This is a genomic window from Amycolatopsis sp. NPDC033938 (assembly GCF_055575975.1).
In genome coordinates this window covers 19,461-37,906 of record NZ_JBVIRO010000006.1, presented here as the reverse complement: position 1 = coordinate 37,906, position 18,446 = coordinate 19,461, and the positions used below count along the sequence as shown (strand labels likewise).

20 protein-coding genes are annotated in these 18,446 nt (G+C 67.4%); 9 read left to right on the top strand and 11 right to left on the bottom strand.

What is annotated here, in order from left to right:
* Positions 1-87: 87 nt before the first annotated feature.
* From ACZ5ZX_RS18115 to ACZ5ZX_RS18105, 3 genes are read right to left on the bottom strand one after another with little or no spacing between them, the layout of a single operon-like run.
* Positions 88-2,133: an ABC transporter ATP-binding protein gene (locus ACZ5ZX_RS18115; RefSeq protein WP_465503147.1), complete on the bottom strand. Its 2,046-nt coding sequence runs from the start codon at positions 2,131-2,133 to the stop codon at positions 88-90.
* On the bottom strand, positions 2,133-3,866 hold the full coding sequence (locus ACZ5ZX_RS18110; protein ID WP_465503146.1) for an ABC transporter ATP-binding protein: 1,734 nt from the start codon (positions 3,864-3,866) through the stop codon (positions 2,133-2,135). The genes ACZ5ZX_RS18115 and ACZ5ZX_RS18110 overlap by 1 nt, the downstream gene beginning before the upstream one ends.
* A 31-nt stretch (positions 3,867-3,897) precedes the next feature.
* Entirely contained in the window at positions 3,898-4,545 is a 648-nt protein-coding gene (locus ACZ5ZX_RS18105; protein ID WP_465503145.1) for a TetR/AcrR family transcriptional regulator, read from the bottom strand.
* A 273-nt stretch (positions 4,546-4,818) separates the two neighbouring features.
* Here ACZ5ZX_RS18105 and ACZ5ZX_RS18100 point away from each other — a divergent pair, with 273 nt between their 5' ends.
* From ACZ5ZX_RS18100 to ACZ5ZX_RS18070, 7 genes are all read left to right on the top strand, one after another.
* Positions 4,819-6,039: a sensor histidine kinase gene (locus ACZ5ZX_RS18100; RefSeq protein ID WP_465503144.1), complete on the top strand. Its 1,221-nt coding sequence runs from the start codon at positions 4,819-4,821 to the stop codon at positions 6,037-6,039.
* Complete coding sequence (locus tag ACZ5ZX_RS18095) at positions 6,036-6,470, top strand: roadblock/LC7 domain-containing protein (protein ID WP_465465010.1); 435 nt, start codon at positions 6,036-6,038, stop codon at positions 6,468-6,470. The genes ACZ5ZX_RS18100 and ACZ5ZX_RS18095 overlap by 4 nt, the downstream gene beginning before the upstream one ends.
* A 19-nt stretch (positions 6,471-6,489) precedes the next feature.
* Complete coding sequence (locus ACZ5ZX_RS18090; protein ID WP_044855021.1) at positions 6,490-6,873, top strand: DUF742 domain-containing protein; 384 nt, start codon at positions 6,490-6,492, stop codon at positions 6,871-6,873.
* A 170-nt stretch (positions 6,874-7,043) separates the two neighbouring features.
* The gene (locus ACZ5ZX_RS18085) at positions 7,044-7,637 is read left to right on the top strand and encodes a GTP-binding protein (RefSeq protein WP_465503388.1); all 594 of its coding nucleotides are present in this window, start codon (positions 7,044-7,046) and stop codon (positions 7,635-7,637) included.
* A 24-nt stretch (positions 7,638-7,661) separates the two neighbouring features.
* Positions 7,662-8,888 (top strand): styrene monooxygenase/indole monooxygenase family protein, encoded by a 1,227-nt coding sequence (locus tag ACZ5ZX_RS18080; protein WP_465503143.1) that lies wholly within the window; start codon positions 7,662-7,664, stop codon positions 8,886-8,888.
* Positions 8,889-9,006: 118 nt separating this feature from the next.
* A complete protein-coding gene (ku, locus tag ACZ5ZX_RS18075) occupies positions 9,007-9,867 on the top strand; it encodes a non-homologous end joining protein Ku (RefSeq protein ID WP_465503142.1) in 861 nt (286 codons plus the stop codon).
* 148 nt (positions 9,868-10,015) lie between these two features.
* A complete protein-coding gene (locus tag ACZ5ZX_RS18070) occupies positions 10,016-10,228 on the top strand; it encodes a hypothetical protein (RefSeq protein WP_465503141.1) in 213 nt (70 codons plus the stop codon).
* A gap of 159 nt (positions 10,229-10,387) precedes the next feature.
* On the opposite strand, the gene ACZ5ZX_RS18065 is transcribed toward ACZ5ZX_RS18070, so the two are convergent.
* The 6 genes from ACZ5ZX_RS18065 to ACZ5ZX_RS18040 form a co-directional block, all read right to left on the bottom strand.
* On the bottom strand, positions 10,388-10,609 hold the full coding sequence (locus ACZ5ZX_RS18065; RefSeq protein ID WP_465503140.1) for a DUF2795 domain-containing protein: 222 nt from the start codon (positions 10,607-10,609) through the stop codon (positions 10,388-10,390).
* Between the two features lie 126 nt (positions 10,610-10,735).
* A complete protein-coding gene (locus ACZ5ZX_RS18060; protein ID WP_005159014.1) occupies positions 10,736-10,891 on the bottom strand; it encodes a DUF6131 family protein in 156 nt (51 codons plus the stop codon).
* A gap of 267 nt (positions 10,892-11,158) precedes the next feature.
* Positions 11,159-12,634 (bottom strand): adenosylhomocysteinase, encoded by a 1,476-nt coding sequence (ahcY, locus tag ACZ5ZX_RS18055; protein ID WP_465503139.1) that lies wholly within the window; start codon positions 12,632-12,634, stop codon positions 11,159-11,161.
* Between the two features lie 254 nt (positions 12,635-12,888).
* Positions 12,889-13,941 (bottom strand): DNA polymerase IV, encoded by a 1,053-nt coding sequence (locus ACZ5ZX_RS18050; RefSeq protein ID WP_465503138.1) that lies wholly within the window; start codon positions 13,939-13,941, stop codon positions 12,889-12,891.
* A gap of 9 nt (positions 13,942-13,950) precedes the next feature.
* Positions 13,951-14,376 carry a YciI family protein gene (locus ACZ5ZX_RS18045; protein WP_465503137.1) on the bottom strand — a complete coding sequence of 142 codons (426 nt, stop codon included), beginning with the start codon at positions 14,374-14,376 and terminating at the stop codon, positions 13,951-13,953.
* A 60-nt stretch (positions 14,377-14,436) separates the two neighbouring features.
* Positions 14,437-14,703 (bottom strand): DUF3040 domain-containing protein, encoded by a 267-nt coding sequence (locus ACZ5ZX_RS18040; protein WP_465503136.1) that lies wholly within the window; start codon positions 14,701-14,703, stop codon positions 14,437-14,439.
* 243 nt (positions 14,704-14,946) lie between these two features.
* Here ACZ5ZX_RS18040 and ACZ5ZX_RS18035 point away from each other — a divergent pair, with 243 nt between their 5' ends.
* Positions 14,947-16,005 (top strand): cobalamin-independent methionine synthase II family protein, encoded by a 1,059-nt coding sequence (locus ACZ5ZX_RS18035; protein WP_465503135.1) that lies wholly within the window; start codon positions 14,947-14,949, stop codon positions 16,003-16,005.
* 62 nt (positions 16,006-16,067) lie between these two features.
* Here ACZ5ZX_RS18035 and ACZ5ZX_RS18030 read toward each other — a convergent pair whose 3' ends face one another.
* A complete protein-coding gene (locus tag ACZ5ZX_RS18030) occupies positions 16,068-16,694 on the bottom strand; it encodes a LysE family translocator (RefSeq protein ID WP_465503134.1) in 627 nt (208 codons plus the stop codon).
* Entirely contained in the window at positions 16,691-17,257 is a 567-nt protein-coding gene (locus ACZ5ZX_RS18025; protein WP_465503133.1) for a GNAT family N-acetyltransferase, read from the bottom strand. Before ACZ5ZX_RS18025 ends, ACZ5ZX_RS18030 begins: the two co-directional genes overlap by 4 nt.
* A gap of 50 nt (positions 17,258-17,307) precedes the next feature.
* On the opposite strand from ACZ5ZX_RS18025, the gene ACZ5ZX_RS18020 reads away from it, so the two are divergent.
* Positions 17,308-18,117: an alpha/beta fold hydrolase gene (locus tag ACZ5ZX_RS18020; protein WP_465503132.1), complete on the top strand. Its 810-nt coding sequence runs from the start codon at positions 17,308-17,310 to the stop codon at positions 18,115-18,117.
* The last annotated feature ends 329 nt before the right edge of the window (positions 18,118-18,446 follow it).

Sequence of the window (18,446 nt, the reverse complement as noted above, 5' to 3'; positions counted from 1 at the left end):
GCCTAGCGCCGTTCATCGCCCGTACGCGTGGTGAAGGCCCCTTTTCCCACTGTGAGAGTAGGGAAAGGGGCCTTCACGAACGACGGATCAGTCGGTTTCGGCCAACGCCTCGGCGAACTGGGCGGCGTAGAGCCGCGAGTACGCACCGCCGGTGAGCAGCAGCGTTTCGTGGTCGCCCTGTTCGACGATCGAGCCGTTCTCCATCACCAGAATGACGTCCGCGTCGCGGATGGTGGAGAGCCGGTGCGCGATGACGAAACTCGTCCGGCCCTCGCGCAGCGAATTCATCGCCCGCTGGATCAGCACCTCGGTCCGGGTGTCGACCGAACTGGTGGCCTCGTCGAGGATGAGGATCGCGGGCTTCGCCAGGAACGCCCGCGCGACGGTGATCAGCTGTTTCTCACCGGCGCTGACCGTGCCGCCCTCGTCGTCGATGATCGTGTCGTAGCCGTCGGGCAGGGTGCGGACGAACCGGTCGACGTGGGTCGCCTTGGCCGCCGCGACGATCTCCTCGTGCGTGGCGCCCGCGGAACCGTAGGCGATGTTCTCCGCGATCGTGCCGCCGAACAGCCACGCGTCCTGCAGCACCATGCCGGTCTTGGACCGCAGGTCCTCGCGGTCCATCTCGGCGATGTCGACGCCGTCGAGGGTGATCCGGCCGCCGTCGAGTTCGTAGAACCGCATGAGCAGGTTGACCAGCGTGGTCTTCCCGGCCCCGGTCGGCCCGACGATGGCGACGGTGTGCCCCGGATCGACGGTCAGCGACAGGTCCTCGATGAGCGGGGTGTCCGGCGCGTACCGGAACGACACGTGCTCGAATTCGACCTGGCCGCGTACCGCCCGCACCCGCGCGGGCTCGGCGGGCTCGGGTTCCTGCTCGTCCGCGTCGAGCAGCGCGAAGACCCGCTCCGCGGACGCGAGCCCGGACTGCAGCAGATTCGCCATGCTGGCGATCTGCGTGACCGGCTGGCTGAACTGCCGCGAGTACTGGATGAACGCCTGGACGTCGCCGAGCGACAGCGTCCCGGACGCCACCCGCAGCGCGCCGATCACGGCCACCAGCACATAGCTCAGGTTGCCGATGAACATCATCGCGGGCTGGATGGTGCCCGAGATGAACTGCGCCTTGAAGCTCGCGCCGTAGAGGGTGTTGTTGTGCTCGCGGAAGACCTCCTCCGCCTCCTCACGGCGGCCGAACACCTTCACCAGCGAGTGCCCGGTGTACATCTCCTCGATATGGGCGTTGAGCCGCCCGGTGGTGGACCACTGCTTGATGAACTGTGGCTGCGCCTTCTTGCCGATCTTCGCCGCGACCAGCACGGACGCCGGCACCGACAGCAGCGCGACCAGTGCCAGCAGCGGCGAGATGACGAACATCATCGTGAGCACGCCGACGACCGTCAGCAGCGACGTCACGATCTGCGCGAGGGTCTGCTGCAGCGACTGCGCGAGGTTGTCGATGTCGTTGGTCGCCCGGCTCAGCACCTCACCGCGTGGCTGGCGGTCGAAGTAGCTCAGCGGGAGTTTGGCGAACTTCTCCTCGATCCGCTCCCGGAGTTCGAACACCGCCCGCTGTACCAGGTTCGTGGTCAGCCGGGCCTGCAGCAGCGAGAAGAACGACGCCACGATGTAGAGCAGCAACACCCACATCAGGACCTGGCCGACGGCGTCGAAGTCGATCCGCCGGCCCGGTACGAAGTCGATCGCCGAGAACATGTCGGCGAGGGTGCTGTCGCCCTTCGCCCGCAGCCCGGCGATGACCTCTTCCTTGCTGACCCCCGGGGGACGGCCCTGCGCGATGACACCCGCGAAGATCAGGTCGGTCGCCATGCCGAGGATCTTCGGGCCGATGACGCTCAGCGTCACGCTGGCGACCCCGGCGGCGAGGATGCCGTACAGCACGGCGCGCTGCGGCTGGAGCAGGCGCAACAGGCGTTTCAGTGATCCCTTGAAATCCAAGGCCTTCTCGGCCGGGCCGCCCATGAGGGCGGCGGGGCCACGGCTGAAGACGGCTCCACCTCCGCCCGCTCCCGGCCCGCGGGGCGCGCTCGCTCGCTCACCCACGCCTTTCGCCGGAGCGGCCGACGCGCCTGAAGCGCCTGAAGTGTCCGTTGTGGACTCGGGCGCGCTCATCAGGCGGCCTCCTGTTCGGTCAGCTGGGACAGCACGATTTCCCGGTAGGTCTCGTTACCGTCCATGAGTTCGGTATGCGTTCCGCTACCGACGACCCGGCCTTCGTCGAGCACGACGATGCGGTCGGCGTTGCGGATCGTGCTGACCCGCTGCGCGACGATCACCACGGTCGCCTCGGCGGTCTCGGCGACCAGCGCCCGCCGCAGCGCCGCGTCGGTCGCGTAGTCGAGCGCGGAGAAGGAATCGTCGAAGAGGTAGATCTCGGGGCGGCGCACCAGCATGCGCGCGATCGCGAGCCGCTGCCGCTGACCGCCGGAGACGTTCGTGCCGCCTTGCGCGATGGGGGAGTCGAGGCCCTCGGGCATCCGCTCGACGAACTCCTTGCCCTGTGCCACCTCCAGCGCGTGCCACAGTTCCTCGTCGGTGGCGTCGGCCTTGCCGTAGCGGAGGTTGCTCGCGACCGTCCCGGCGAACAGGTACGGCTTCTGCGGCACCAGCCCGACGGCGTCGGACAGCACGGTCGGATCCAGTTCGCGGACGTCGACGCCGTCGACCCGCACGGAGCCGTCGGTGGCGTCCATCAGCCGCGGGATCAGGTTGAGCAGCGTGGTCTTCCCGCTGCCGGTGCTGCCGATGATCGCGGTCGTCTCACCGGGCATGGCGAGCAGCGAGATATCCTGCAGGACCGGCTTTTCCGCGCCCGGATACCGGAATTCCACATTGGACAATTCGAGTCGTCCGTGTACTTCGCCGGGGCTGACCGGGTTCAGCGGCAGGACGACGCTGGAGTGGGTGTCGAGCACCTCGGTGATGCGCTCGGCGCTGACCTCGGCGCGCGGCACCATCATGAACATGAAGGTGGCCATCATGACCGCCATGAGGATCTGCATCAGGTAGGACAGGAACGCGGTCAGCGCGCCGATCTCCATGCTGCCGTCGTCGATGCGCAGCCCGCCGAACCACAGCACGGCGACGCTGGAGGTGTTCATCACGAGCATGACGATGGGGAACATCAGGGCCATGAGCCTGCCGACGATCAGCGAGACGTCCAGCAGCGCCGTGTTGGCCTCGGTGAACCGCCGCCGCTCGTGGGTGTCCTTGACGAAGGCCCTGATCACGCGGATGCCCATGATCTGCTCGCGCAGGATCTGGTTGATCTTGTCGATCCGCTCCTGCATGAGCCGGAAGGCCGGGCGCATCTTCGCGATGATCACGCCGACCGAGATACCCAGGATCGGGACCACGACCACCAGCAGCCACGACAGCGTCACGTCCTGGTTCAGCGCCATGACGATGCCGCCGAAGCACATGATCGGCGCCGACACCATCAAGGTGAACGACATCAACGTCAGCATCTGCACCTGCTGGACGTCGTTGGTGGTGCGGGTGATCAGCGACGGCGTGCCGAATTGGCCGACTTCGCGGGCGGAGAAGTCCTGTACGCGGTGGAAGATCGCCGCGCGGACGTCGCGACCGACCGCCATGGCGGTGCGGGCGCCGAAGTAGACGGCGCCGATCGAGCAGGCGATCTGCACCAGCGACACCAGCAGCATCACGCCGCCGACACCGAGGATGTAGTCGATGTCGCCCTTGACCACGCCGTCGTCGATGATGTCGGCGTTCAGCGTCGGCAGGTAGAGCCCGGCGAGGGTCTGGACGAACTGCAGCAGCACGATCAGCCACAGGTCTCGCCGGTATGGGCGCAGGTGAGTGCGCAACAGCTTCGTCAGCACAACGGTTACTCCCCCAGTGGTGGGTAGGGTGTTACTTCTTGTTCGGTTTCTTCACCGATTCGGGTCCAGTGAGCGAGGGGACGCCCGTGGCGGCCTCGCGCAGGAGGCTCTCGATCGTCTCCAGGAACGGCTCGGCGCCCTCGTTCGTCAGCCAGTCGAAGAACGCGGTCTTCACCGCGGACTCCACCATCGCCGCCATGAGCCGCGCGTTCAACGCCTTTTCCGGCCCGGCGCCCGCCCGTTCGAGGATCGCCTCGGCCAGCACCTGCTCGACGGTGGCGTGTGCCTTGAGGAACTCGCCGTGCATCGACGGGTGCAGCATCATCGACCGCGCGACCTTCACCGTGCCGCGGTCCGGTTCCCCCGAGCTGCCGTAGGCCTCCAGCGTGGCGGCGCTGACCGCCTCCCACAGCGTCTCCTCGGCAGGCCGCTCGCGCAGCGCCTCCCGCACGCGTTCCTGCCGTTCGACGATGAACGAGCAGATCGCCTCCTCCTTGCTGGAGAAGTAGTTGTTGAACGTGCGCGGCGAAACCCCCACGGCGCTGGCGATGTCCTCGACGCGGACCTGTTCGACGCCCTTCTCCGCGGCGAGTTTCAGCGCCGCCTCGCTCATGGCGCGCCGAGCCGCGCGCTTCTTGCGTTCGCGTAGTCCGAGAGGGGCGACAGGGTCCGTTGGCACGACGGCAAGGGTAGGCAAAAGTTGCGTGGCACGCAAATTTATGCGCACTCCGCACTTTTCGGGCACGACACGGCGCACGCGATGGGCAAATTGAGCCGAATGGCCTAGTGTGCACCGCTCACCAGCCGCAACGCTTTCGTTATCAGGTGACTGCCAGCGGTTGAACGGAAACCGGTTGTGGACACCGATAGTTCCGTCTGCTTGCATGTCGGACGTTGTCACTGGGGAGTGCAACACGGGTCCGGGTACGCGAAGAGAAAGAAGTGGAAGCACATGGTGACGCGGGCTCGAGGCTTGCTTGACCGCTCACGGGTTCTTCTGGACCGCTCCCGGGTCGCCGCGGCGCAGTTCCTCGCCGCACCGCCCCGGCACGCCCCTTCGGCGCCGCCTGCCGAACCGGCGGCGGAACAGCGGCCAGCCGTGGAGGCGCCGGACGCCGGAGCACTCGCGGGTGTCTGTTCCAACGTCGCGTTGCGCGACCTCAACCTGCTCGACCAGTTGCTCGCGCAGCTGGAAACGATGGAGGCGGGGGAGGAGAACTCCGACCGTCTCGCCGAGCTCTACCGGCTCGACCACCTGGCGACCCGGTTGCGGCGCAACGCCGAGAACCTGCGTGTCCTCGCCGGTCGCGACGCCGACGACGCGGCGACCGGGACCTCGTCCGTGCTCGACGTGATGCGGGCCGCGATGTCGTCGATCGACCACTACTCGCGGATCACGATCGGCCGCGTCGTTCCGCTCGGCGTCGTCGGTTTCGCCGCCGAGGACGTCAGCCGGATCCTCGCGGAACTGTTCGACAACGCGGCGAACCAGTCTTCGCCGAGTTCGCCGGTCAGCGTCAGCGCGCATCTGACCGAACAGGGAAGCGTGCTGATCCGCATCGAAGACGAGGGCATCGGCATGCCGCCGGAACGCCTCGCGGTGCTGAACGAACGTCTTGCCGCCGGTCCCGTCCTCGACGACGATTCGGTACGGCATATGGGACTCGCCGTCGTCGGCAGGCTCGCCGACCGGCACGAGATCACCGTCAAGCTCGATCGCCGCACCCCGCACGGCACGGTCGCCACCGTGCTGCTGCCGGTCCCGGTGGTGTCGGAGCTGGCCGAGACGCAGTGGTCCGGCACGCAGACCGTGGTGTTGCCACAGACGAAGATCGCCAACGGAGCACCTTTGGGAAGCCCGGTCGCGACGCCGTCGGGGCTGCCGAGGCGCCGCCCGGCGCCGTCGGCGGAACCGGAGCGGAAGCCCAGCCCGCGTCCGCGTACGGCCGTCCCGCCGCCCGCCGACGGCGGTACCACGCCCAGTGGCCTGCCGCGCCGGGTTTCCCGCAGTATCAGGACTTTGCCCGACGAACCGGCCCCGCCGACCACCCCGCCCGCCGACGCGGCGGAGGGGCACGAGGCGCTGCTGGCCGACCTCGACGCCTTCACCGACGGCGAGCGCGCCGCTCTCGATGACCGGCGCGAGCGTGAGACCGGAGGAAACACCCAGTGACCGCCCAGGACGCGACCACGGATTTCACGTGGCTGCTCGACGATTTCGTGCGCAAGGTGCACGGCGCCAGTCACGCGCTGATCATGTCCGTCGACGGTTTCCCTTTGACCGCTTCGGAATCGGTGTCCAGCGACGACGCCGAGCAGCTCGCCGCCATCGCGAGCGGCCTGCTCAGCCTCGCGGGCAACAGCGCTTCGTTGTTCGGCAAGGGAAACTGTGAGCAGATCATCATCCGGCTCACCCGCGGCTACTTCCTGTTCATGGGGATCGGTGCCGAGGCGGGACTCGCCGTGCTCACCGAACCCGACTGCGACATGAAGGTCGTCGCCTACGAGATGACCCAGTTCATCACCAACGCCGGTCACGCCCTCACCCCCGAGGTGCGCGCGGGACTCCGGCAGGTCCTGACCGCCCGACGGCCGCAGGCCTGAGAATCCGGAGAAGGAAGGGATGACCGTGTCCAGCGACCAAGCTCCGGACCGGCCCGTCAAGATGCGCAGCCGCAGAATCCGGCCGTACGCGCTGACCGGCGGCCGGACCAAGAGCAGTCACCTGCTGCTGGTGGAGACCCTGATCTCGGTACCGCGCTACGACCCGGCACTGGCCGAGGCGCTGATGCCCGAATCGCGTTCGCTGTACGAGCGCGCCCGCGATCGCTCCTCGATCGCCGAACTGTCGGTGGGGCTCGACCTGCCGCTGGGCGTGGTCCGCGTCCTCATCGGCGACCTCGCCACCCAGGGCGCGGTCTTCGTGCACCCGACGGCACACGCCTACAACCACGATACGAACGTGCTCGAGAGGATCCTCGATGGACTCAAGCGCCTCCCGGTCTGACTCAGACGGAGCGGCGGAGCCTTCGGGTCGTTGGCCGCACGAGTACCCAATTCGAACCCGCCCCGGCCGCCAGGCCCCGCATTCGAGGTGGCAGGGCGCCATTCAGGAAGGGCGTGAGTGACGTCGTGAAAGAGCGCCCTGGCGACACGAATGCGGTCGCGGGTTCCGAAGTGAACACGGATCTGCTGGCGATTTCCGCCAAGATCGTGGTCGCCGGTGGATTCGGCGTGGGCAAGACGACGTTCGTCGGCTCGGTTTCCGAGGTTCCGCCGCTGAGCAACGAGGCCTGGATGACCGAGGCAGGCGCCGGCGTTGACGAGCTGGTGCCCCCGGGAACCAAGTCCACCACCACGGTCGCGATGGACTTCGGCCGGATCACCCTGCGGGAAGACCTGCTCCTGTACCTGTTCGGCACGCCAGGTCAGGCCCGGTTCTGGTTCCTCTGGGACGACCTGTCGCGCGGTGCGCTCGGTGCCGTCGTGCTGGTCGACACGAGCCGGATCGACCAGTCGTTCGCCGCGATCAACTACTTCGAGAACGACTCCGAACTGCCGTTCATCGTCGCGGTCAACCAGTTCGAGGGAATGCCGGTGCACGACCTCGACGAGGTCCGCGACGCGCTGGCGCTCTCCCCGGACATCCCGTTGATCACCTGCGACGCGCGCGACCCCAAGTCGGCGGTCGCGACGCTGCAGGAACTGGTGACCCACACGCTGTCCCTCGCGGTGCTCTCCGGGGGACGTGAGTTTGCTTCGCTCAGCTGACCGGTTCTGGGAGGAATGTCGAGGATGCGCAAGGTTCTGATCGTCGGTGCCGGGCAGTCGGGGTTGCAGCTGGCCTTGAGCCTGCTGTCCCACGACTACGACGTCACGGTGATGTCGGCGCGGACGCCGGACGAGATCCGGTCCGGCAAGGTGATGTCGACCCAGTGCATGTTCGACTCCGCCCTGCAGCACGAGCGTGACCACAAGCTGAACCTGTGGGAGAACGAGACCGTCAAGGTCGAAGGCCTCGGTGTGTCGATCGCCGGTCCGGACTCCAGCCGGGTGCTGGACTGGTTCGGGCCGTTGGAGCACTACGCGCAGTCGGTGGACCAGCGGGTGAAGATGGCGGGCTGGCTCGAACTGGTGGAGGAGCGCGGCGGGAAGGTCGTCATCCACGGCGTCACCACCTCGGACCTGGCGCCCCTGGCGAAGCTGTACGACCTCGTGGTGATCGCCGCGGGCAAGGGTGAGCTGGTCCAGTTGTTCGATCGCGTGCCGGAGCGTTCCCCCTACACCGAGCCGCAGCGTGCGCTTTCGCTGGCCTACGTGCACGGTCTCGAGCCCCGGCCGGAGCATCCGGACAAGGCCGGGGTGCGGTTCAACATCATCCCCGGTGTCGGCGAGCTGTTCATGATCCCGGCGTACACGCTGAGCGGGAACTGCGACATCCTGTTCTTCGAGGGCATCCCGGGTGGGCCGCTGGACTGCTGGGACGACCGGCCGTCGCCGCAGCAGCATCTCGACCGGATCCTGTCGCTGATGAAGCAGTTCCTCCCGTGGGAGTACGAGCGGTCCAAGAACGCCGTGCTGACCGACGACAAGGCGACGCTGGCCGGTGGGTACACCCCGGTCGTGCGGAACGCGGTCGGCAGGCTGGACTCGGGCACGGTGGTGCTGGGCATGGCCGACGTCGTGGTCGCCAACGACCCGATCACCGGGCAGGGCTCCAACAACGCGAGCCACTGCGCGGCGTCCTATCTGGACTCGATCCTCGAGCGCGGGGACAAGCCGTTCGACGCCGAGTGGATGACGGCGGCGTTCGAGAAGTACTGGGAGTACGCCCAGCACGTGACCATCTGGACCAACGCGATGCTGCAGCCGCCGCCCCCGCATGTGCTCCAGATCATCGGCGCGGCGGGGGAGAACCCCGCTGTGGCGAAGCGGTTCGCGAACGGATTCTCCGATCCCACCGACTTCCAGCACTGGTTCCTCGATCCGGCAAAGGCGGAGAAGTACCTGGCCGAAGCGTGATTTTCGGACCACGACGGTCCCGCGATCGGGTTCACGGGACTGTCGCGGTCCGACGTTTCGGGCTACCGTTGTTACCGAGCGTGAGTACGGTCGGTAACGGCGGTGGAGGTGCGGCGCGATGCGTTCGATGTGGAAGGGCTCGGTGTCGTTCGGGCTGGTGAGCATCCCGATCCAGCTTTACGCGGCCACCGAGAACAAGAACGTCTCGCTGCGCCAGGTGCACGAGTCCGACGGTGGCCGGATCCAGTACAAGCGGTTCTGCACGATCGACGGCGAGGAAGTGCCCTACGCCGAGATCGCCAAGGGCTACGAGCTGCCCGACGGCGAGATGGTCGTGCTCACCGACGAGGACATGGCCGAGCTGCCGCTGGCGTCGTCACGGGCGATCGACGTGCTCGAGTTCGTGCCGCTGGAGTCCATCGACCCGATCAACTTCGACAAGACCTATTACCTCGAGCCGCAGAAGAACGCGGTCAAGCCGTACGTCGTCCTGCGTGACGCGCTGCAGAAGGCGAGTCACGTGGCGATCGCGAAGGTCGCCATCCGCCAGCGGGAGGCCTTGGCGGTACTGCGGGTGCACAACGACGTCCTGATGATGACGACGATGCTGTGGCCCGACGAGGTCCGCGTCCCGGACTTCGGTTTCCTGCACGATGACCCACCACAGGTGCGGCCGCAGGAACTGACGATGGCGGGCTCGCTGATCGACTCCCTTTCGGAGCCGGTGTTCGAGCCCGAGAAGTACACCGACTCCTACCGTGAGGCCCTGGAGGCCATGATCGAGGCCAAGGCCGCGGGGAGCGAGACGACGAAACCGAAGGCCGTCAGCGCGAAGGGTGACGTCGTCGACCTCATGGAGGCCCTGCAGGCCAGTGTGAGCGAGGCGAAGAAGAGCCGGAAGTCGTCGGGATCGTCCGCCAAGAAGGCGACAGCGGCGAAGAAACCCGCCACGGGCAAGCGAACCCCGAAGAGCGCCTGACCTTCCTTTGTGGACACTGTGGCCGGACTCACCCGGCCGGGTCTCGCGACACGCCGCGCGTATGCGAGGATCTGTCGTCCCTCGGTGGTAGTAAGGCAATCGAGGAGAACTTTTCCGAAGCGATCTTCGATCGATCGCGGGAGGCGGCATGAGCATGGAGTGCGCGTTCTGCGCCGACGGTCTCGACCACTGCCACGGAACCCTGGTAGTCCACCGCGAAGGCGGGTCCACCGAATGCAGTGAGGACGGCTGCGTCGACTTCGACTTCGCCCGGCACACGCTGACGATCGACTGCTTCGACGTCGACGGTGGCTGCACGTGTGCGGAGGTGGAGGCCCGGCTGCTGCTGCGGGCTTCCTGACCGGCGGCGAATACACCAGTCCGGCCCGATCGGGGCGATCAGGACCGATTGCCACCCGAAGGTGTATGCATTCGTGTACATCCGGGCCGTGAATGTGTTAACTATGACGGGGTCCTCCGGCTCTCCCTCCCCCTCGGAGCCGGGGGACCCCTTCATGTGTCAGGGGGCTTCCTTCGCGGTGTCGTGGATCGAAGCGCCGTCGCACTCGCGCACCGCTTCCCAGACGCCGTCCCCGTCCGCGTAGTCGGTCGCGGGAAGTGTCCCCAGTGGACCGAGGACGTCGTCACCCGCTCCGGCCGCCGCGGCGGCCCGCAGGAGTTCGTCGCGTCCGCACGGGTATTTCGCCGCCGTCAAGTAGGGGCGGGGGTCCGTTCCGGGCATCGGCTCTCCCTCCTTCTCCTCGTCCTGGGTGCATACCCGACGGACGGGGAACGGAAACGCCGACGGGCACCCGGCGTGAGGGGTACGTCGGGTGCCCGTCGGCGTTTCAGTACTGGTACCGGGGGCTCAGTACCAGTGGGCGCGACCGCCGATGGCCTTCCCGGTGTTGCCGAGGACGGCCAGGATGATGCCGATGACCGCGAGCGCGATCCCGATCGAGTACAGAACGGGGATGCTGGCGATGACACCGATGACAATCAGGATGACGCCGAGAATGATCACGGGGCACCTTCTCCTTCGTAGTCGCCCGGCCGAGTTGATGCCGGGGTGTGGCTACTTAGGGGATGCCCGGTCCACGTCCGGGGAAACAGGTCCATCCGGCGGCAGTTTTCACGCATTCGGCCTAATGTCACAGTCGTAGCGTGCCCCCTCGTGACCCGTGGGAGCGCGTGAAGGACTCCTTCCCTACCCTGAAGGTAGTGAAGGAGTCCTTCACGGACCGGCTGGGATCAACCGCCGCTCAGGTAGGGACCTGAGCCATGAGGGAGCTCAGTACCGGTAGTGATCCAGCTTGTACGGGCCTTCGACGTCCACGCCGATGTACTCGGCCTGGCGCTTGGTCAGCTTCGTCAGCCGGACGCCCAGCGCGTCGAGGTGCAGGCGCGCCACCTTCTCGTCGAGGTGCTTCGGCAGCACGTGGACGTCGGTGGTGTACTCGCCCTGCTTCGTGAACAACTCGATCTGCGCGATCGTCTGGTTGGTGAAGGAGTTCGACATCACGAAGCTCGGGTGGCCGGTCGCGTTCCCGAGGTTCATCAGCCTGCCCTCGGACAGCACGATGATCGAGTGCGCTTCGCGCTCGCCGGTCGCGGGGAAGACCCACTCGTGCACCTGCGGCTTGATCTCGATCTTCTGGATGCCCGGGATCTTCGCGAGCCCGGCCATGTCGATCTCGTTGTCGAAGTGCCCGACGTTCGCGACGATCGCGTTGTGCTTCATCTTGGCCATCTGGTCGGCCATGATGATGTCGAAGTTGCCGGTGGTGGTGATGAAGATGTCGCCACGCTCGACGACGTCGTCGAGTTCCACGACGTCGAGACCCTCCATCGCCGCCTGCAGCGCGCAGATCGGGTCGATCTCGGTGACGACCACGCGGGCGCCCTGGCCCCGCAGCGATTCCACCGCGCCCTTGCCGACGTCGCCGTAACCGCAGACGACGGCGACCTTGCCCGCGATCATCACGTCGGTGCCGCGGTTGAGACCGTCGATGAGCGAGTGCCGGATGCCGTACTTGTTGTCGAACTTCGACTTCGTCACCGAGTCGTTCACGTTCATCGCCGGGAACAGCAGCTCGCCTTCCTTGGCGAGCTTGTAGAGCCGCTTGACGCCGTTGGTGGTCTCCTCGGTGACCCCGCGGACCTCCTTGGCGATGCGGGTGAACCGGCCGGCGTCACGCGCGAGGCTCTCGCTCAGCGTGCGCAGCACGGAGTGGTATTCCTCCGGGTCGTCGTCGGTCGGCTGCGGGACGGCACCGGCGGCCTCGAACTCGACGCCCTTGTGGATCAGCATGGTCGCGTCGCCACCGTCGTCGAGGATCATGTTCGGGACGCGGCCGCCGCCGAAGTCGAAGAGCTGGTCCGTGCACCACCAGTATTCGGCGAGCGTCTCGCCCTTCCACGCGAACACGGCCGAGCCCGAGGGAGCGTCGACGGTGCCGTTCGGGCCGACGACGACGGCCGCGGCCGCCTCGTCCTGCGTGGAAAAGATGTTGCAGGACACCCAGCGCACCTCGGCACCGAGCGCGACGAGCGTTTCGATCAGCACGGCGGTCTGGACGGTCATGTGCAGCGAACCCGCGACACGTGCGCCCTTGAGCGGCTGCGAGGCGGCGAATTCGCGGCGCAGCGCCATCAAGCCGGGCATCTCGACCTCGGCGAGGCGCAACTGCTTACGGCCGGCCTCGGCGAGCGAAAGATCGGCGACGGCGAATTCGATCCCGTTGACCTTGGTCAGGGTGGGGCTCACAGGTTCTCCAATCGTGAAGGAAGGCAGGGTGGAGCGGTTCTTCCCGCCGATGGCGCGAAGAACGGAGTCAGCGCGGGAGCTCAGCGTGCGGCCTCGAAGACGGCGGCAGCCGGAAAAGTGTTACAACGCAAAAAAGGACACCTCCGCAATGGGAGGCGCCCTTACGACTGTCACGGCGGGCCGAGCGTGGCGGAAGAATTCCGTCGCAGCGCCTCTCGGCCCGAAACCAGGATGGCAAAGCGCCCAGAGCGCTGTCAAGGCGACGCGGATCGCGCCGCCGCCGAGGGGAATTCGGCGCGGACACCCAGCAGGCGGACCGGTCTGCCGAGGTCGAACATGTCGAGCACGGCCAGCGCCGCCTTCTCGATCTCACCGGGGTCCGCCGTAGGTGCGGGCAGGGTCACGCTGTGGGTGTGGGTCAGGAACGGCGCGAACCGGACCTTGACCGCGACCCGCGCGGCCGGCCTGCCTTCGTCGGCGACGTCCTGGGAAACGCGTTTCGCCAGCGCGACGACCTCGGCGGCCATGGCCCCGGGGTCGGTCAGGTTCTGCTGGAACGTCGTCTCACGACTGCGGGACCGGGCGATGTACGGCGTCGCGGTGACCTCGGCGTCGCCGATTCCGCCGGCGAGGATCCGGTACCACGGGCCGAGCTTCGGGCCGAATCGTGCGGCGAGGTCACCCGCGTCGGCGCCTGCCAGGTCCAGCACGGTGTGCCAGCCGGCCGCCGCGAGCTTTTTCGCGGTTTTGGCGCCGATGCCCCACAGCGCGTCCGTCGGCCTGTCGGCCATGACGTCCCACCAGTTCTCCTGGACGAGACGGAAGATCCCGGCCGGTTTGGCGAATCCGGTGGCGAGTTTGGCCCGCAGCTTGTTGTCTCCCACGCCGACCGAGCAGGACAGCCCGGTCTCCTCGGACACCACCCGCCGGATGTCGGCGGCGAGGGCTTCGGGATCGTCGGTGGTGGCGCCGAGGAACGCCTCGTCCCAGCCGAGTACCTCGACCACCACCGGGAATTCCCGCAGCGTCGCCATCACCCGGTCGGAGACCTCTTGGTAGGCGGGGGCGTCCGTGGCCAGGAAGATCGCCTCAGGACAGCGTTTCGCGGCGGTGCGCAACGGCATCCCGGACTGGATGCCGAACTCTCGCGCTTCGTACGACGCCGTCGCCACCACGGCCCGTTCGGCCGGATCACCCTTGCCGCCGACGACCACGGGCTTCCCGCGCAGCTCAGGCCGCCGGGCGACCTCGACAGCAGCGATGAACTGGTCGAGGTCGACGTGGAGCACCCACTCCCGGACGGCCATACGGCGAGCTTAAGACCGTTCGGCGATCTCGTCGCGCATACGCTGCTCGTTCTCCTGCAGTTCCGGAGTGAAGTTCTCGCCGAAGTCCTCCGCTTCGAGGATCTTGCGGATCTCCAGCACGGTGTCGCCCTGCGGGGGAATGGGGCAGCGCTTCGCCCACTCGATCGCTTCGGCCCGCGACGGGACGTCGACGATCCAGAAGCCGCCGACGAGTTCCTTGGCCTCGGTGAACGGGCCGTCGGTGACGGTGGCCCCCGCGGCGCTGAGGGTGACCCGCGCGCCCTTCGAGCTTTCCTGTAGACCTTCGCCGCCCACCAGTACGCCGGCGTCGAGCATCTCCTGGTTGAACTTCGCCATGGCGGTCAAGGCTTCCATCGGCGGCATCTTCCCGGCTTCGGACTCTTCGTCCGCCTTGATGATGATCATGAACCGCATGGTCTTCCTCCCAGTGAACCGGACGTATCGCCCAGACCTTACCGGGGTGCGGGAAGACGTTCAGTCACGGCCGAACCGGGACAGGTGGACGATCACGGCCGCGGTCACGGTGATCATCCCGACCAGCAGCAAGGCCGGGCTGTTCGTCACCATGCCCAGCAGCATCAGCAGTCCGGCGGTCAGATCGATGCTCAGAACGACCGCCAGCCGGACAAGGGGGGGCCGTGCGGGCTTGCCGGACCGGAGCCGGGCCGCCAGCGCGGGCTCCGTCAGTTCGAACCAGCGCTCGATCTTCTCCAGCTCCTGCCGATCGTGATGGCTCAGCATCGGTTTCTCCTTCGGCGCGCGCCCGCTCGACAACGAGGGAATACCCAGGGCCAGTGCGGGATAAGCATCGAATTCGAGCCGGATTTCGTATAACGACCTATACGCCCGGTGAATGGTGCGTTCGGCTGGACCGCGCTGGCCCATTCGGGGCCTCCGCACGCAGAAAGATCCTCGACGAGGGGAATGATCGGTAGTTTTCATGATCTCGACCGCAGGCGGTTTCACCTGGGAGGAAAACGCACGATGACGATACCCACCGAACCGATCGGCAGCATTCCCCGTCCGGCGTATCTCCTGGAAGCTCTCAGTGAGCACGCGGCCGGTCGGCTGGACGCCGACGGGCTCGGCGAAGCGACGGAAAAGGCCGTTGCGGAGACCGTCAACCGGTTGGAGGAGACCGGTTCGCCGGTTCTCACCGATGGCGAACAAGGCAAGCCGAGTTTCGCCACATACCCCTTGGCAGGGCTGACTTCGCTCGCGCCGGACGGTGTCGTCATCCCCTTCGCCGACGGGCACACCCGGCAGCTTCCGCGGCTCACCGCCGGTCCGTTCCGCTATCAGACCTACGCCGCTTCGTATCTGCGCGAGGCGAAGAAGCATACGACCAAACCGGTGAAGCAGGCGGTGATCGCGGCTTCGGCGATCGGGCTGATCTACCCCGGTGAGGAATTGGCCGGATACAGCAAAGAACAGTTCACCGCCGACCTGGTGAACGAAGCGGAGGCCGATATCCGCGGCAGTCTCGACGCGGGCGCGGACAGCGTCCAGATCGACTTCACCGAAGGCAGGCTGTCGCTGAAGCTCGATCCGTCCGGTGGGCTGTTGCAGTCCTTTGTGGACCTGAACAACGCCGTGCTGGACCGGTTTTCCGAGCAGGAGCGCGCGAAGATCGGTGTGCACACCTGCCCCGGCGGAGATCAGGACTCGGTGCACAGTCTCGATGTCGACTACGACGCACTCCTGCCGACGTTGCTCCAGCTGAAGGTGGGCAACGTCTACGTGCAGCTGGCCAGTGAGCCGGACCCCGAGCGAGCGCTCCGTGTGATCGCCGAGCACTCCCGGCCCGAGCAGCGGATCTTCGTCGGCGTGACCGACCCGATCGACCCGCGCGTCGAAACCGCCGAGGAGGTTCGGGACCGGGTGCTTCAGGCGGCGCGGTACATCCCGGCCGAGCGGCTGGGCACCTGTGACGACTGCGGTTTCTCGCCGTTCGCCGACGACACGTCGACGTCGCGGGAGATCGCGTTCGCCAAGATCGGCGCCCGGGTCCAGGGCACGCACCTCGCCGCCGAAGTTCTCTGACGTCGCGTGAAGGCCCCCTTCCCTCGGCTCAGCCGAGGGAAGGGGGCCTTCACGCGCGTTCGTCAGCTCTGGACGGCGACCCGGATGCCGAGCCCGACCAGCAAGGTGCCCATCACCGCGTCCATCGCGCGCCGCACCCGTCCGGCGGAGAAGAACCTCCGCAGTGAACCGACCAGTGTCGCCAGGACGAAGGTCCACACGACGGCCACCGCGGTGGCCAGCATCGCCAGCTGGAGGGTCTGCGCTGTCGAGGCCGTGTGCGGGAGGAACTGGGGGAGCAGGGCGAGGAAGAACACCGCGACCTTCGGGTTGAGCAGATTGGTGAGCAGCCCGTGCCGGAACGCCGCCCTCGGCGCGACGACCGGCGTCACCTTGTCCTTGAGTTCGCTGTAGTCGCCGCGACGCACCGCCAGCCAGGCCTTGACACCGAGGAAGACCAGATAGGCGGCGCCGATCAGTTTCACCACGGTGAAGGCGATCGCCGAAGCGGTGAGAATCGCCGCGACACCGAGCGCGATCGCGACCACCCAGACGAAGACGCCGAGCGCGATCCCGAGTCCGGCGGCGATCCCGGCCCTGCGTCCGCCCAGGATCGCGCTGCGGGTCACCACCAGGAAATCCGGGCCGGGCGCCATCGCGCCGAGCAGGCAGACCAAGACGAACGAGAGTGCGGTGGCCCCGGAGATCATCCGCCGATGCTATCCGGGGCGTCGATGTCTCGGACCATGACGGCGCCCGGGACGTCGACACCGTCGGGTGTCGTCACCGTCACCCGCTCGACCTCGGTGAAACCGAACGCCCGGTACAGCGGGACACCGGGCAAGGTCGCGGTCAGCGTCAGCGAAGTGAAGCCCTCGGCTTTCGCCGCGAGGCGGCACGATTCGAGGATCGCGCTCCCGAGCCCCCGCCGGGTCCAGTCACCGCGGACGAACATGGCGCGAACCCGCGCGGGTTCGGTCGCCGGGTCGAGCGGGCGGTCGTCGTCCGCCGCGTCGCCGGAGCCGGCGTGCGTCTTGTTGCGCCTGCTCCACCCGCCGCAGGCGACGATCTCGCCGTCCGCCTCGTGCACGAAGTAGGTGCCGTCTTCGAGCAAGCGCAGGTCGAGGTGCGCGATGTGCTCCGCCGCGCTCGCGGTCTGCCGCTCGTCGTAGAACCGGGGGAACAACTCCAGCACCGACGCCCGCATCAGCGCCGCGATGGCGGGCGCGTCGGCGAGCGTTGCCGTCCGCTGCGGCGGCGTGTACGTCGTCATGCGCGGAAGATAACCAACGACGGCGATCGTGCCTACTGGATAATCGCGGGATGATCACCGACGACGGCCGTCAGCTCTGGACCTCGGCGGCGGGCCGGGGCGAACCGATCCTGTGCTGTCATGGCGGTCCTGGACTGTGGGACATGTTCGGCACGCTCGATCTCGGCGCGCGGTTCCGGCTTGTCCGGTGGGATCAGCGCGGTGCCGGACGATCGGACCCGCGCGGTCCGCACACCCTCGCCCGGATGGTCGCCGACGTCGACGCCGTCCGTGCGTGGCACCGGCTCGATCGCGTCCCGGTGCTCGGGCACTCGTGGGGTGCGCATCTCGGTCTCCTTTACGCCCTCGCGCATCCTGAGCGGGTGAGCGCGCTCGTCTACGTGTCCGGCGTCGGTCTTGGCCACGGCTGGCACGCGGAGTTCAAGCGGAACTTCGAGCAGGCGCTGGGTGGACGGCTCGCGCGGTGGACCGAGCTTCGCGCGAAGGAGCGTGACGAGGCCGAAGAGCGTGAACTCGCGGTGCTGCAGTGGGCGGCCGACTTCGTAAGGGAAGGAGCCCGCCACGCCGAGGCGATGGCGACACCGTGGTTCCCGATCAACTACGAGGCGAACCTCGCGCTGAGCGAAGAAATCCGGGCGACGCCGGAGCAGGAACTGGCCGAGGCCTGTCGCGCGCTCACGGTTCCTGTCCTGATCATCGACGGAGTGGCGGACAACCGGCCCCGATGGGCGGTCGACTCGCTGGAGCGTGCGCTGCCGTCGGTGACCCGGGTGCGGTTGTCCGGCGTCGGCCACGTGCCGTGGCTGGAGGCGCCCGACGCGTTCCGCGCCGCGGTGCTCGATTTCCTGACCGGTCCGTGAAGGCCTCCTTCCCTACCCTGAAAGTAGGGAAGGAGGCCTTCACGGACTCGCGCGGGCCGGAGACTCTGGCATCGAGCCGGTCAAGCCTCGTGAGTGGTAAGGCAACGTGGCGTGTCCCGGCGCGGGACCGGGCAGACTGACGGACGCCGCGCCCCCAGTGCCCCCACCGTCCACAAGGGACACTTTTCTGAAGATGGGTGTCTGACTTGGGTAGGTTCTGCGGTTTTGCGCGGGGGTCGTGTGTGGCAATTTGGGTGGTTACACCATTTTGCCCACAAGACCCCCCCCGGGACCCCACAAATCGTAAAACGCCCGACCCCCCCGCTGCG